Below are 14,119 nucleotides of genomic sequence, written 5' to 3' on the forward strand. Positions count from 1 at the left end.
AGAAATGAACAAGTTAAAAAACTCGTTCAGCTTTCTTATATTCTTTCGTATTTTACCTCTACTGTAAACTTGTTTAAATCTCCACGGTAACGCCCTATAGAATACTCAAAAGGCTGAGAATCTTTTTGAAAAGCCGTTGTTTTTGTAATTTGAACAGCAGACATCGGAGGAATATTTAAAGCGCCAGCGTCCTCACTCGTAGCATTAACAGCTTCTATTACACGCTTAGCATGACTGATATGAAATCCATATTTTAATTCAAGCGTCTTGTACAAAGACTGAACCTCTAAATCTTCATCAAGCAGACCCGATGCAAGAGATGCTGGAATATAGGTCGTTACAAGGACGTATGGATCTTCCTCAATATACCTTAGTCGATCAATTCGGTAAAAAAACTGATATTTATCTCCAAAGATTTCTTGAAGAGTGGACGTTTTTTCAACAATCTCTTTATTTAACACTTTTGTTTCAAAGGAAAGTCCTTTACGCTCCATTTCATCTCCAAAACTACTCAAACTTTCCAAAAACATTTGGTCAATCTTCTTTGGTGCAACGAAGGTTCCTCTACCGTGCTCTCTTCTCAAAAAACCTTCAGCCACTAGTTCATTTAAAGCCTGCCTTACAGGTGTTCTACTTATCCCATAAGTATCAATTAGTTCTCGTTCAGAAGGAATCAATTCATCCGGCTTATAAATTCCTTTTTCAATTTTTTCTTTAAGTACTTCTTTCAGCTGAAAGTATAGAGGCAAAGGTCTATTTTTTTCTACCACTATTTTATTTGTATTGTCTATCACAATGCACCTCTTCTAAAATTTATTTCTTTTCTCCATTGTAAGACAAATGAATTAAAAAATAAATTTTATTTACACTTACAACTCATAATGATGTAATTACCAGTTGAATAATCTTATTAAATCACTATAAGGCAATACTGTCAATAAAATTCTGAATTTTTCATAACATTTTGTTAAAAGGAAGAGACAAACCCATTATACACCCTGTCTCTTCCTTTCTTTTAACACTCTATTCTATTGTTTTTTAATCTCTACATCCGAAGCTTTCACAAACGCATAGCGGTGATTAAAATAAATCTGATAATATTCATCTTTTCCCACAATCATTTTGTGATCGTTTGGATTTGTTGTAAAAGTGGGTGCATAGTAATAGTCACTCTTTACTTTTTCTATCCCTACGTACACCTGATCCGGAGAGATTGTATACTGAAGTGGGACCATGTCTTTAACCGGGATATCAGAAGGATAGGCTGAAGCTTCCGGGAAAGCTCCTCCGTACACTTGAATGCTTTCTTTTCCTGCTTTTGGCGTTAATAATATGCCCGTACCTTTACTCGTATTTTGATTATGTGGATTATAAAACCACGCTTTTTGTCCTCCGTACCAAATCGCTGTCCATTCTCCTTTTGTCTCAGCCACTGCGTACGTTTGGCCCGTTACAGCTTTGCTTCCCCAGTCTAACGTTTGTTTCGTTCCTGGCCCTGAAGCTGCAGGCTCATTCAGTAGCGGTGAATCATTGCTAGGAGCTTGATGCAAATACACAAAGTTGGCCGGCTGCTTTGGTGCATCTGATACCTCTGGCTGATTGTTTTCAAAGACGGGATTAATTGTAACGGCTAGTTTGCTTGTATGCTGGCGCTCGACTGGGCTTCCTACTAAATCCATATAGTGCCCCCAATCCCAAAACGGCCCGGGATCCGAATGCATACCTGATTGAGCCTTAGGAGACAAACCCGGTACCTCGTCATGACCGATAATATGAGCTCGGTCTAATGGAATATGATATTCTTTGGCAAGGTGGCGTACGAGTCTTGCTGAAGAACGGTACATTTCTTCTGTAAACCACGTGGATCCTTCAAGGGCGAACCCTTCATGTTCGATTCCAATACTGTGCGTATTAAAATACCAGTTTCCTGCATGCCATGCTACATCTTTGTTATCAATCATCTGTGCAATGTGTCCATCACTTGAACGTATGACATAGTTTGCAGCTGCTCTGTTAGGGTTAGCAAACAAATCAATGGTTCCGTCATAACTTACTTCTGTATCGTGAATAACAATATAGCGAACATCTGATTTTTGACGATTTGCAATATCATAGTTTCCGTAATCTGAAGGACTTTCGCTGAATTTCCCGTAAAAAGCAGGAATGTATTCACATTTTAAAGATCCCGGACAATCCGCTTTATTCGTATTGGAATTTTCAGCACGAGGAATCGACATATCTATATGTTGAGGAGAAATTTTAAGATGCTGTCCATCTGATGTTGTACGCTCTGCCCCTTTTTCCAGCGTTTCATATACATCATCGGCAAATACTTGAGCGTTTTCTTTATCTTGAGAAGAACTGTAAGCGGCGACTGCGTCGTACCATTTCTGATCAGTAGACGGTACGTTTCCATTTTTGTCTTTTGCAATAAAAGCTAGTACAGCAGCGCCACCACGAATATTTTGCACAGGGTCATTTTTTAATCTTTCTTTATCTGACTTAAGCAGCTTAGCAGCTAAGGAGAGCGTTTGCTGTTTGTCATATGCTGGTTGTGAAGACGCAGTTCCGTTTCCTTTTCCATCTTCTAAAAAAGGGATGTCTGTTAAATGCATGAGGCCGTATCCCCCGGCTGCGCTAGGTTTCCCATTATGACTTTCCCAGCGCGACTTGTTGTAGGAAATTGCTTTTAAAAGCGAAGCTGGCACACCAAATTCTTTAGATGCTTGTGCAAATGCTAGCTCCAAAGAGTCCGACTGATTCTCTGCAGCCTGAGCGACTAGAGGCGCTTGTAGCATATGAATAGGCGTATAACCTGTACATATAACCCCAGCCGCAAGCATGGCTGCCCCTATCTTGTTTAGTTTTAATCGTTTTTTTAGTTTCAAACGTATTCCTCCCCCGTAAAGTATGTAAATGAGGTAAATAAAGACATAATATGACTTTACCTCGTTCTCAACCATTTCGTCTTCTTTCTTTCTATTCCCTTGAGACAATAGTCTAGAAGATTCGACAGAGTTACTAGGAGGAAAGATGTGGTAGGAGAAAAAAACGATAAAAACCATCTCTCTTCTTTAAAACTGCGCTTTCAAAAATGGTGAGTACAAAGGCGGTATATTCATCCCTTTGGCTGCCTTTTTAATAAAGCAGCAATATTGTAGATAATGACATTACTTCTATAATTCAACTATTACTAAACCAAATTTCTTAATTTACCAGTTTTTTAACAGACTGTACGTTCGACATTTTAGTAACTTTTCACCATAGTTAACCATGGAAAAGGTTGCTATTATTAAAGACAAGAGAATGTTTACATATGATTGAACGCAGCAAGAACTGCTCTTGAAAGGAGATACCTTATGAGAGGACACAGCATTCCAGCAATTAAGTTGAATGAAGAAGAAAAAGAAAAATTAGAGGAACTTATTGAACACTATAATTTAAAACGAACGTCTCTCATTCGAAAATTTATTATGGACGGAAAAGTTAAGCCGCCTTTAATCGGCAAAGAAGCAGGTGTGGAACTATTAGTTAACCTGCGAAAAATTGAGTCTGAGCTAAGCCGGCTAAGCAATAATATGCATCAAATCGCAAAGTATTTACATAAACCAAAAGATAAGCAAAATCATTCACAGAACCTTGAACAAATCCTGTTAGAAATGATGAAAAAACAAAAACATGTGCAAGAAGATGTAGAAACTATTTCAGAGCAGCTTAGCGATCATTTATACGTTAAATAGAGAAAAAACGCTCTTTTCATTTTAGAAAAGAGCGTTTTTTATAAAGAAGTAGGGATTTAAATACTTTTTTTCATGCCGCACTTTGCGCATGTACGGATAAAAATAAAGTCTTTTACTAAGCTTTTAAATTTCACATGTCCACAGTTATCGCATCTGCCTGCAACTTTATCCGGAAACTCCTCATATACATATACTTTTGTTAAATCAATCGCTTCTTGTTGTTCTTCCATTTCCATCACACCTTTATGCATCTTTACGATTCAGCTCTTTATATTCTATCAAAAATAAGTAAAATTACTAGGGTGAAAGCTTCAAAAAAACAAGCAGGTTTCTTCACGATGTTTTTATCCGTTCAGCTTTGTACCACCATTTTTCTCTATCTAAAAATGCTTTTACATTCAATATTTTTTTATCGTGAAGTGTAAAGATGGCTACCGCAGCTCCTTCTTCAGAAAAGGTTACCGCTGTTTCTAACTTTTCTTTCGTCACAAACACTTTTAATGTTTCCATATTCTCTTTTGTTAATTCCGCAGTTGTGATAGTTTCTCCTTCAATGATTGTATCTTTTTTTTCAATAAAATGTTCTCCATCAATTATCCAGGCTGCATGCGTTTCACTATAAACTTGAAAGAGGGTATTCTTTTTTAAATAACCTGTTCTCTCTGACATATTGGTATACTTATATGTCTCTGTATCCTCGGTTGTTTTTATCCATAAAGGTTTATATAAAAAAGTAGGCTTTAGAAACCCTTCCTCGTCAGGATCTCCCACAGAATTTGTAGATTTAGGCTCCACGTTTAAAAACTGCGCAATCCCTTTTGCATATGCCACCCCCATATCTTTTAGAAATTGAGGATTTTTTAAGAGCTTTGCATCGTGTTCTGTATCAATAAACCCAATTTCAGTTAATACAGACGGCATATATGAACGCCTTAACACACTATAATTAGCTAATTTCCTGCCTCGGTTAGAGTGATTGTATTTAGCGAGAACAAATTTCACATGATCGTGAATATCGTTTCGTAACACAATGGTTTGGTTATTTATATTTTTGCTATAAATAAAATCTTCATATCCCGTTTCGCCACCTGAATTTATATGAATAGATAAGTATACATCAGCCCCCCACGCATTGGCTTTGTTAGCCCGTTCATTTAATGACAGAAACACATCGGTTGTACGCGTTGTACAAAGAGAAAATCCTTGATAGTGAGCAGAAAGAAAAGAGATGATGTGCTGTTGAACAGCTAACACTACGTCTTTTTCATATAACCCGTTGGCTACAGCCCCTAGATCTGCCCCTCCGTGACCTGCATCTAAATAAATTTTTTTCATATAACCTGTCTCCTCCTTATTCCTAGCATATGCATAAATAAGCGAAGATGTTTGTTATACAAAACTACTTTTATGTATAAAGCTTTTTGCTATAGCTCATTTAGAAGTCTTTACAACTGATTTACCATAGCTGGTAACATTAAAATATGTATTTGATCCATCATCTTCATTGATCACAACATCTAAGTCATGAAAATAACGATGAAGTTCTTTTAACAGTGCTTGATCTTTCGTCTGCTCTAGCTGTCCAGCAAGCTTCTCCATATGCTGAAAGTCTTTCTTTAAAACAGAATCTTTTACTTCAATCGTGCCAATGGTATTTTTAATGGCTGCCCCTTCTTCTTGTACGGCAGGCCAGTCTGGGTGCTCAATGGCACTCCACCCCGTCAAATCATTTAGTACGTCATGATGTTCAGCTATAAAATCTTTTGCCTGCTGATCGCTGCTTTCCAGGTTATCAACTTTTTGTTGATTCACCTTAATGGCACTTGCCTTTATACTTTGCTGTGATAAAAAAGGAATTTTTCCGTTTTGGTACAATATCCATCCTGTCGCTCCTCCTCCGACTAAAAGAACGGATAAAGATATCGAAATGATCATACGCTTCTTCTTACTTTTATGTCTTTTTTCCATTTGACTCCTTTCCGGGTATTCAAAACCCTTTAGGCCTTATGAACTGAAACGAATAACCTACAAAAATAATTTTACCATATTTTTAATATTAAAAATATTAAAAAAAGAGACTCCTTCGAGTCTCTTTTAATCCACTTCAGTTAACTTTCACCTGTGTGTAACGATTTTTAGGAACATTCAATTGCAAGTTACTTCTTAACGTACTCCCTTCGTATTCTGTACGATACAGGCCTCTTTCTTGCAGTATCGGTACGACGTGTTCAACAAAGTCATCTAAGCCATGCGGAACGCTTGAATGAATAATAAAGCCGTCAGCTCCTTTTTCTTCAAACCACTGTTGCATCAAATTAGCGATATGCTCTGGCGTCCCAATAAATTGTGTTTTAGGTGTAGCAATTCGCAGCGCCACTTCTCGCAGTGTCCACTTATGTTTTTTAGCGTTTTCTTTGATTTTATCAGTTGTACTGCGGAAACTATTACTTCCGATATCCCCTAAATCAGGAAACGCCTCATCTAATGGAAACTGTGAAAAATCAAAATGATCGAAAAAACGTCCTAAATAGTTGAGCGCATGTTCAATTGTTACCAATTGAGCAAGTTCTTCATATTTTCTTTCGGCTTCTTCGGTTGTACTGCCAATGATAGGACCTATTCCCGGGAAAATTAAAAGTTCGTTTTCATTGCGTCCTTGCGCTACGGCTCTTGATTTTACATCTTGGTAAAAAGCTTTCGCTTCTTCTAAATTATCTTGTCCCGTAAACACTGCGTCAGCCGTTTTCGCTGCTAAATCTTTTCCGCTTTCAGAGGAGCCTGCTTGAAACACTACGGGCTGCCCCTGAGCTGAGCGGCCAATGTTTAACGGACCTTCTACAGAAAAAAATTCCCCTTTGTGGTGCAAGCGATGCAGCTTTTTCTCTTCAAAAAATTGTCCGGTTTCTTTATTTCGAATAAATGCATCATCTTCCCAAGAATCCCATAATCCCTTCGTTACCTCTAGAAACTCTTCAGCTATTCTATAACGTTTATCATGAGTGGGGTGCTCTTTTCCATAGTTAAGCGCAGATCCTTCCAATGGAGATGTTACAACATTCCACCCTGCTCGGCCGCTGCTAATATGATCAAGTGAAGCAAATTGTCTAGCCACCGTAAACGGCTCGCTATACGAAGTCGATAGAGTGCCAACTAAACCAATATGAGAAGTGACAGAAGCAAGTGCTGATAGAATAGTGAGAGGTTCAAAACGATTCAAAAAATGCGGAAGCGATTTTTCATTAATATATAACCCATCGGCAATGAACACTAAATCAAATTTTCCTTCTTCCGCTTTTTGAGCCTGCTGCTTGTAAAAACCGAAATTAACGCTGGCATCTGACAAAATTTCAGGGTGTCTCCATGCCCCCATGTTTCCTCCCACTCCATGAATAATAGCCCCTATCTTTAATTGTCTTTTTATTGTCATATTACCATTCTCCTTTTTCATATCCATTCATAAATTCTCGTAATTGATTGGTCAAACCACCTGCTCCAAAGCGAAGGACTCCTTCTTTTTCGGTCTTTCTTTCATTTCCTTCCTGTGCAAATTGCAAAAAAGCAATAACGTGAACTCTTCTAGGGTGAATATTTTCAATTCCTGCGTCATAAAACCATTGATCAATTGTATTGTAAATCCCTTTATTGACTCTGAATTGACTGTGGCACCAATTAAAAAACTGTAGATCAGGAAGATTTAAATATCTCGCTTGCCCTAGCTTGGAAGCTGTATGTTCACTAGATACATAGCCCATATGTTGAAATCTTTGCTTAACTTGCAGCGTATCCGCTTTAATTTGATGCTTTAAAAACTCAATAGAAGGGAACTTTTTCTCTCCTCGCACCCGAAAGATCACGTCGCATTGAACTGTCTCTCCATAAATAACGTCGTTAAAATCCAAAATATGAACCTCAAATGTTTTAGATAGTTCCGATCCAAATGTCGGCTTAACGCCTACATTCATAACTCCTATATGATCAAGTCCCCGCAGATGAACGAGGACACCATACACGCCATTTTTTAATTCCTCATGCTGAGTATCTATATTAGCTGTTGGAAAACCCAAATGTCTTCCTTGCTGCCGTCCAGGTACAACCAGGCCTTTTATAATAAGTTTTTTGCTTGTTTTAGCTTTTAATGCTCCTCTATTCACTACGTTCACCCTTCTTCCCTTAAGTCTAGTTAAAAATAAAAGGTTCTTTGCACAATGCGTGACATTGTGCAAAGAACCTCTAGTGATCTAGTCGGTTTGTTTAATTTGATGATTTTATCATATACTTATTATTCCTATAAGTCAAGTGGGTTTTAAATTAAAATATTAGATTGTTTTTTCATAAACATAAGAGTAAGGCGAATGCGTTGGGTTAATACGCTTGAAAAATTGCTTTGTTCGATCTTCTTTTGGGTTTAAAAATATTTCTTCAGGATGACCTTGTTCGACAATCTTTCCTCCGTCCATAAACACCACGTGATTAGAGACTTCACGGGCAAAACTCATTTCGTGCGTAACAATAATCATCGTAATTCCTTCTTCAGCAATTTTACGAATAACAGACAGTACTTCACCCACCAGTTCAGGGTCCAAAGCAGACGTTGGCTCATCAAATAAAATGACTTCAGGATTTAAAGCAAGCGCTCTAGCGATACCCACTCGCTGCTGTTGACCTCCTGATAACTGACTTGGATACGCATTTGCTTTTTCAGCAAGCCCAACTTTTTCAAGGACGTCTAAACTTCGTTGTTTTGCTTCTTCCTTTGGCAGCTTTTGAACAATAACTAGCCCCTCCATAATATTTTCAATAACGGTTTTGTGTTTAAACAAATTGTATTGCTGAAAAACCATCGTTGTTTTTTGGCGAAGAGTTAAAATATCTTTGCGGTTTGGCTTTTGGCACTGCACCGTAAATTGATCGATCGAAACTTCTCCTTCATCTGCTTTTTCTAAGAAATTAATGCAGCGTAAAAACGTAGTCTTTCCAGAGCCACTCGGCCCTAAAATGGTCACAACGTCCCCTTTTTTAACAACTAAATCAATACCGTCCAATACTGTATGTTGACCAAATGTTTTTTTAATATTTGTTAATGTAATCATACAACCCCTCCTCGATTATAAACCGTTAATTTTCGTTCAAGCAGCGCTGTTATTCCTTCTATTAACATCGTCAGCATCCAATAAATAAGGGCAGCAGCAATATAGGCTTCTAAAAACTTAAGATTATTTGAAGCTACGATATTAGCTGCACCGTTTAACTCTTTTTGTGAGACGATGAATGCGATAGAAGACGTATGCAAAAAGCCAATGAAGATATTGCATAAATTTGGTAAAGATAAAGCAAACGCCTGAGGGAAAACAATTCGTTTCATCGATTGAAAACGATTCATTCCAATGGAATACGCAGCCTCAATTTGTCCTTTTTCTACCGCTAACAAACCAGAGCGAATGATCTCTGACATATAAGCTCCCGCTGTAAAAGACAAAGCGATTAATACAAATACGACAATAGGAATGCTGTTTGCATTGAAGCCCCACCCATAGTAGCTTGATAGTTTATTAATCAATAGCGGGAACCCTAGATAAATAACCATAATATGAAGAATGGCAGGCGTTCCTCGAAAAAATGATACGTATACGTTGGCAATAGGCGTTATTATTTTTACTGAATTAATTCTCACAGCCGCAACAGCAATACCAATAAGCAATCCGCCTAGTAATGGACCGATGGTAATAAGGAGTGTTAAAGGTAATGCCTTCAAAATTTCTACAAATGCTGTCCATATAAACGGTACGTCAATAATCATGTTTACACCTCTTTTAGTAAGCTCGTTTTATACATGAACAGGCTGATCGTGTTTTTGCAGCTTCTGTTCGGATTTCATAAAAAATTTCTCTAATATAATGGCTACCAAATAATAAATAATGGCAAGTGCAATATATACTTCAACTGCATGAGCCGTTGCTGCGATAATGGTATCTCCTCTTCCCATCATATCCATGACACCAATGGTAAAGGCTAAAGACGTATCTTTTAAGGAACCAATCACAAGGTTTCCAAAGTTAGGAAATGCTACAACGAGAGCTTGCGGCAGCACAATTCGAGTGAACGTTTGTTTTCCGGTCATTCCTACACTATACGCTGCTTCAGTTTGCCCTTTATCTACACTATTAATGGCACCGCGCATCATTTCAGAAAAAGACGCCGCCGTGCTCAGTGAATATGTGATAATCACAAATACGAGCGGAGCCATTCTAGAAACGTCAATATGAATCAATTGTAAGAGGGCAGGTACCCCGTAAAAAACTAAAAATAATTGAATTAAAATAGGCGTCCCCCTCATAAAAGAAATATAAACTGCTGCTAATTGACTTAACACCGGTACTTTATAAATACGAGGCAGGGCAATAAACAATCCCAAGGTACTGCCAATCAAAAGTGAAGCAACCAAAATCCAAATTGTAATATGCAAATAAGATAATAATTGAGGAATAGAGGTGAAAATCAGCTCTATATCAAATGCTTTTCCCATCTTTTTCTCTCCTTTGTTTCCCTCTACAGGTAGCGAAAGGACCCAAGTTCAAGGCTTGGGTCACAGTAAGTGATTTAGTTATTTCCAGCTGCTTTTGTATAATCTTCTCCTAGCCATTTTTTGCTTAATTTTGTCAATGTTCCGTCTTCTTTTATTTCTTTTAGCGCTTTATCAACATCTTTTTGTAAACCTGTTTCATTTTTTCGAAGCATAAAATATACTTTTGAATTTGAAATAGCAGGTCCCACAACTTTTTGCTCTGCGTCCGCTTGCTTATTGACAAAGTCAACTGCAAACGGCGTACTAATTGTAGCGTCCGCACGTCCTGTTTTTAGCTGCGTTTTTGTATCATCAGATCCTTGACCTGAATAAACGATATCAATTTTATTTCCATGTTCTTTGTTGTACTTATCGATTAAGTTAGCAGAGTTACTCGTTGCTCCTACAATTACCTTTTTACCGCTCAAATCTTTAATTGATTTAATTGACGTATTTTTTTCATTTACAACTACATGTAGCGGAAAGACATTATAAGGTTCTTTATTAAACAGGAACTTTTGTTTTCTTTCTTCATTCACTTCCATCTGATGGGCGACTAAATCAATTTTGTTGGATTCCAAGCTCAAAAGTAAATTAGAAAAATCCATCGTTTTGAATTCAAACTTATAGTTTGGAAGACGTTTGTCTATTTCTTTAACAAGCTCTACGTCATACCCCGTTAGATTTCCTTTATTGTCAAGAAAGCAAATGTTGGGAAATTGCGTACCCGTTCCTACAATAATTTTTTGCACTTTGTCTTTGCTTGCGTTAGCTGCTGTTTCTTTATTGGGTGTTCCGCAAGCGGCTAATAATAAAAGAAGTGATAAAAAGATAGCTGTCAGCTGTAGTTTTTTCATGTGTTTGGTCCCTCACTATGTCTCAAAATAATTTATTGTTTTAACGAGTTAATAAAATGGATGTTGCAGCTATTTAACGATTGGTGAATAGTCTTCAATCAACTTTTCTATTTGTTCATAATCTTTTTCAATAACTCCTTTAAACTGCCCCTTATCTCCAATTTCAACGACCGGTACATGACGAATACCGTATTTAATTTCAAGTAGATCTCGCAAATAATCTTTTCCTTCTACATCGATACTTTCATATTGATGGCCTTTTTCATGAAAATATGCTTTTAGTTCTTCGCAATGATGACAACCTTTTCGATTCCATAATAAAATTTTTACTGACATGGTTTCTCCTCTTTTCTTTTAAATGATTAATTAGCTTGTTGTAACTCCTTGTGTTTTTCTAACTCATATCTTTCGGGATGTAAGATCTTCCTTAAGAATACGCCTTTTCCTTCTTCTCCTTGATCGACTTCAAAAAAGCGTTCATACCCTTTTCTTTCATACATAGGAATCAGCCATGGGTGTCGATCAGAAGTAGCTAATGTAACAGCAGGAGCCCCCAGTTGATCTCTAATAACCGTTTCTTCAACCCACGTTAAGAGTTTAGAACCTACTCCTTTCTTTTTAAGCAAAGGATCTACCGCAAACCACCATAAGAAAGGCCAGTTCGTTATTTCTTTATACGTTCTTGCTGTAATCGTAGCTACGATTTTTTCATCACTTTCCAGCACGTAGCAGCGGCTGTTTTGAATGTTTTCTTTTACAAGTTGAATCGTTGCCGTCGCAGCAGGAAATTTAATTCCTAGCTTTCGAATCGGCTCATATGCTCGAAGCGTTAAATCCAACAGTTCTTCAGCATCTTCTACGGTAGCTAATCGAAATAATTCACTCATTTTCTTCACCTCATTTTATAAATGTTTGAAGGGATAGATTACCTTTGTAAATCAGCTCATCCACCGCTTCCTTTAAACGACTTTTGGCATTCGCATTGTTAATACCTGTAAAAGAGACGTATTCATGCAGTAGAAAAAGACTGCTGAGCCAGTAAGGTCTACCTAAAAAAGACGCTAAAAGTTTTAAATCATACTTAGCTTTTAGTAAAGAATTCACATTTTCACCAATAAGAATTGGCAGAAGTATTTTTTTATACAATAAATCTTCTGGCAATATTTTTGTTAGCCGTTCAAAAGATTCTACGTATGTTTCATTTACTCCCGATAACAGAACGACAATGCTTTTAGCTTGGTTCATTTTCGAAATAAATGCCTTTACTTCTTTCTGCGCTTCCTGCTTCAAAGCGTGTACATCATGATACGAGATAGCTTCGGCGTGCACTCCTTTTGAGGTTAAGCAAGCTTCTAGCTCATCTTTCACTGAGGCTATTTGTTGATAATTATGAGAGCTTCCGTTATATAAAATACATACATCGCTCACCTTTTCCCCCTCCTTTTTACAGCAAAAAGGCTCCTAGAGTTTCCTCAGGAGCCTTTGGTAGACCAATCAGCTTTAACTGTTTTTTTGATAAAACCGGAGAATGAAGTGAAGTGTCTTTGAAACATACTCACTCAATTCTTATTTATCCAAGTTGTTTTATCGGCTTTTCTATTTGATGATTCAACTATATAGCCTCAAAATGGCAAAGTCAACTTATTTTTCAAAAAATATTTTTCTTTAAAAAAACTCTTTTCATCTGGAAAATCCTTTGCTAAAATTAATCCCAATTATTCTTACCTTTTTTATCAACTTTAAGGAGTGTTTTCAGTGAAATTAAGTATTTTAGATCAAAGCCCGCGTTATGAAGGTGAGCGTGCTGAAGATGCATTTCAGCATACCATTCAATTAGCTCAGCTAGCAGAAGAACTTGGCTACCACCGTTTTTGGGTAGCGGAGCATCATGACTCTGAACATGTTGTAGGATCATCACCCGAAGTGTTAATTTCTCACCTGCTCGCCAAAACACATCATATCCGTATCGGCTCAGGCGGTGTTATGCTTCAACACTACAGCCCTTATAAAGTAGCAGAAAATTTTAACGTTTTAGCCTCATTATCTCCAAATCGCATCGATCTTGGAATCGGCAGAGCACCAGGAGGACTACCTCATTCTACTCAAGCCTTGCAACAAAACTCTCAGCCCACTAAGTCCTTAACAGACAAACTGATAGAACTTAAACAATACCTAAACGATACGCTGCCGGAAGATCACCCTCTTTACGGTTTAAAAGCCTATCCAAGGCCCCAAAAAGCAGCAGATATGTTTTTACTGGGAGCAAGTGTTTCAAGCGCAGAGCTAGCGGCATCTCTAAATCTTCCTTATGTATTTGCTCAATTCATTAATGGTGATCAAAAAGTGCTAGAAGAAGCGATTTCCGTCTATAATCAGCACGTTTCATCCCATGCACGCTCGCTTGTCGTTGCCCTTTCCGTCATCGTAGCGGATACCGTAGAAGAAGCAAAAGCATTAGCATCCAGCACAAAAATATTTAAAGTATACTTACAAAATGGGAAATCCGCTACATTAGGCTCCAAAGAAAAAGCGGAAGAATTTGGTCAGCAGTCTAAAGAAAGCTATCGAATTGAAGAAAAAGAAGCAAACGTCATATACGGTACAAAAGAAACCGTTCGTCAAAGGCTCCAAGCTTTGAAACAGGCATTTTCTATTGATGAATTTATTATTCTTACTGCTCTTCAAGATTTTGAACAAAAAAAGCGGTCTTATACGCTCTTAAAAGAAGCTTTCAGTGAAGGAGATACTCAGAAAACGAATCAAACTCTAGCAGCTTACTAATCAAGAGGCTGAAATAAAAGAATTTTAGTCGAAGTAAAATACGAAGTAATAATCAAAATGATTGATTATTACTTCGTATTTTTTCGTTGTCATGGTAAACGTAGCTTTCATGTGTTTAATTGCTTTTAGCTATTGATTGGGCTGTTTTAGCTATGTCTCAAGTTCTTTGTTTTAGCTAT

General features: G+C 37.4%; 16 protein-coding genes. 2 read left to right on the forward strand and 14 right to left on the reverse strand.

Annotated elements, in window-relative coordinates; genetic code table 11:
- Window positions 1-35 precede the first annotated feature (35 nt).
- Window positions 36-794: a GntR family transcriptional regulator gene (locus AC1VNJ_RS17245; protein ID WP_049164277.1), complete on the reverse strand. Its 759-nt coding sequence runs from the start codon at window positions 792-794 to the stop codon at window positions 36-38.
- 234 nt (window positions 795-1,028) lie between these two features.
- Entirely contained in the window at window positions 1,029-2,888 is a 1,860-nt protein-coding gene (locus AC1VNJ_RS17250) for an N-acetylmuramoyl-L-alanine amidase (RefSeq protein ID WP_165635951.1), read from the reverse strand.
- A 471-nt stretch (window positions 2,889-3,359) separates the two neighbouring features.
- On the opposite strand from AC1VNJ_RS17250, the gene AC1VNJ_RS17255 reads away from it, so the two are divergent.
- A complete protein-coding gene (locus tag AC1VNJ_RS17255; RefSeq protein ID WP_028413582.1) occupies window positions 3,360-3,740 on the forward strand; it encodes a plasmid mobilization protein in 381 nt (126 codons plus the stop codon).
- A gap of 56 nt (window positions 3,741-3,796) precedes the next feature.
- Here AC1VNJ_RS17255 and AC1VNJ_RS17260 read toward each other — a convergent pair whose 3' ends face one another.
- From AC1VNJ_RS17260 to AC1VNJ_RS17315, 12 genes are all read right to left on the reverse strand, one after another.
- Window positions 3,797-3,976 carry a DUF8096 family protein gene (locus tag AC1VNJ_RS17260; RefSeq protein WP_025752091.1) on the reverse strand — a complete coding sequence of 60 codons (180 nt, stop codon included), beginning with the start codon at window positions 3,974-3,976 and terminating at the stop codon, window positions 3,797-3,799.
- A gap of 97 nt (window positions 3,977-4,073) precedes the next feature.
- Entirely contained in the window at window positions 4,074-5,075 is a 1,002-nt protein-coding gene (locus tag AC1VNJ_RS17265) for an N-acetylmuramoyl-L-alanine amidase family protein (protein WP_165635950.1), read from the reverse strand.
- 96 nt (window positions 5,076-5,171) lie between these two features.
- Window positions 5,172-5,675 carry a hypothetical protein gene (locus AC1VNJ_RS17270; protein WP_482641111.1) on the reverse strand — a complete coding sequence of 168 codons (504 nt, stop codon included), beginning with the start codon at window positions 5,673-5,675 and terminating at the stop codon, window positions 5,172-5,174.
- Window positions 5,676-5,844: 169 nt separating this feature from the next.
- Entirely contained in the window at window positions 5,845-7,167 is a 1,323-nt protein-coding gene (locus AC1VNJ_RS17275; protein ID WP_108674639.1) for an LLM class flavin-dependent oxidoreductase, read from the reverse strand.
- Window position 7,168: 1 nt separating this feature from the next.
- A complete protein-coding gene (locus tag AC1VNJ_RS17280; protein ID WP_034327933.1) occupies window positions 7,169-7,891 on the reverse strand; it encodes a riboflavin kinase in 723 nt (240 codons plus the stop codon).
- Between the two features lie 165 nt (window positions 7,892-8,056).
- Entirely contained in the window at window positions 8,057-8,830 is a 774-nt protein-coding gene (locus tag AC1VNJ_RS17285; RefSeq protein WP_028413587.1) for an amino acid ABC transporter ATP-binding protein, read from the reverse strand.
- On the reverse strand, window positions 8,827-9,537 hold the full coding sequence (locus tag AC1VNJ_RS17290) for an amino acid ABC transporter permease (protein ID WP_014460395.1): 711 nt from the start codon (window positions 9,535-9,537) through the stop codon (window positions 8,827-8,829). The genes AC1VNJ_RS17285 and AC1VNJ_RS17290 overlap by 4 nt, the downstream gene beginning before the upstream one ends.
- A gap of 27 nt (window positions 9,538-9,564) precedes the next feature.
- Complete coding sequence (locus AC1VNJ_RS17295) at window positions 9,565-10,263, reverse strand: amino acid ABC transporter permease (RefSeq protein ID WP_033578804.1); 699 nt, start codon at window positions 10,261-10,263, stop codon at window positions 9,565-9,567.
- A gap of 74 nt (window positions 10,264-10,337) precedes the next feature.
- On the reverse strand, window positions 10,338-11,159 hold the full coding sequence (locus AC1VNJ_RS17300; RefSeq protein WP_482641112.1) for an amino acid ABC transporter substrate-binding protein: 822 nt from the start codon (window positions 11,157-11,159) through the stop codon (window positions 10,338-10,340).
- 69 nt (window positions 11,160-11,228) lie between these two features.
- Window positions 11,229-11,495: a glutaredoxin family protein gene (locus AC1VNJ_RS17305; protein WP_028413591.1), complete on the reverse strand. Its 267-nt coding sequence runs from the start codon at window positions 11,493-11,495 to the stop codon at window positions 11,229-11,231.
- 26 nt (window positions 11,496-11,521) lie between these two features.
- Entirely contained in the window at window positions 11,522-12,046 is a 525-nt protein-coding gene (locus tag AC1VNJ_RS17310) for a GNAT family N-acetyltransferase (protein WP_028413592.1), read from the reverse strand.
- Between the two features lie 10 nt (window positions 12,047-12,056).
- Complete coding sequence (locus tag AC1VNJ_RS17315; RefSeq protein ID WP_028413593.1) at window positions 12,057-12,587, reverse strand: hypothetical protein; 531 nt, start codon at window positions 12,585-12,587, stop codon at window positions 12,057-12,059.
- A gap of 327 nt (window positions 12,588-12,914) precedes the next feature.
- Between AC1VNJ_RS17315 and AC1VNJ_RS17320 the strand changes: the two genes are divergently transcribed.
- A complete protein-coding gene (locus AC1VNJ_RS17320) occupies window positions 12,915-13,940 on the forward strand; it encodes an LLM class flavin-dependent oxidoreductase (protein WP_482641113.1) in 1,026 nt (341 codons plus the stop codon).
- Window positions 13,941-14,119: the final 179 nt, after the last annotated feature.

Source organism: Priestia sp. 3CA3 (assembly GCF_056836725.1).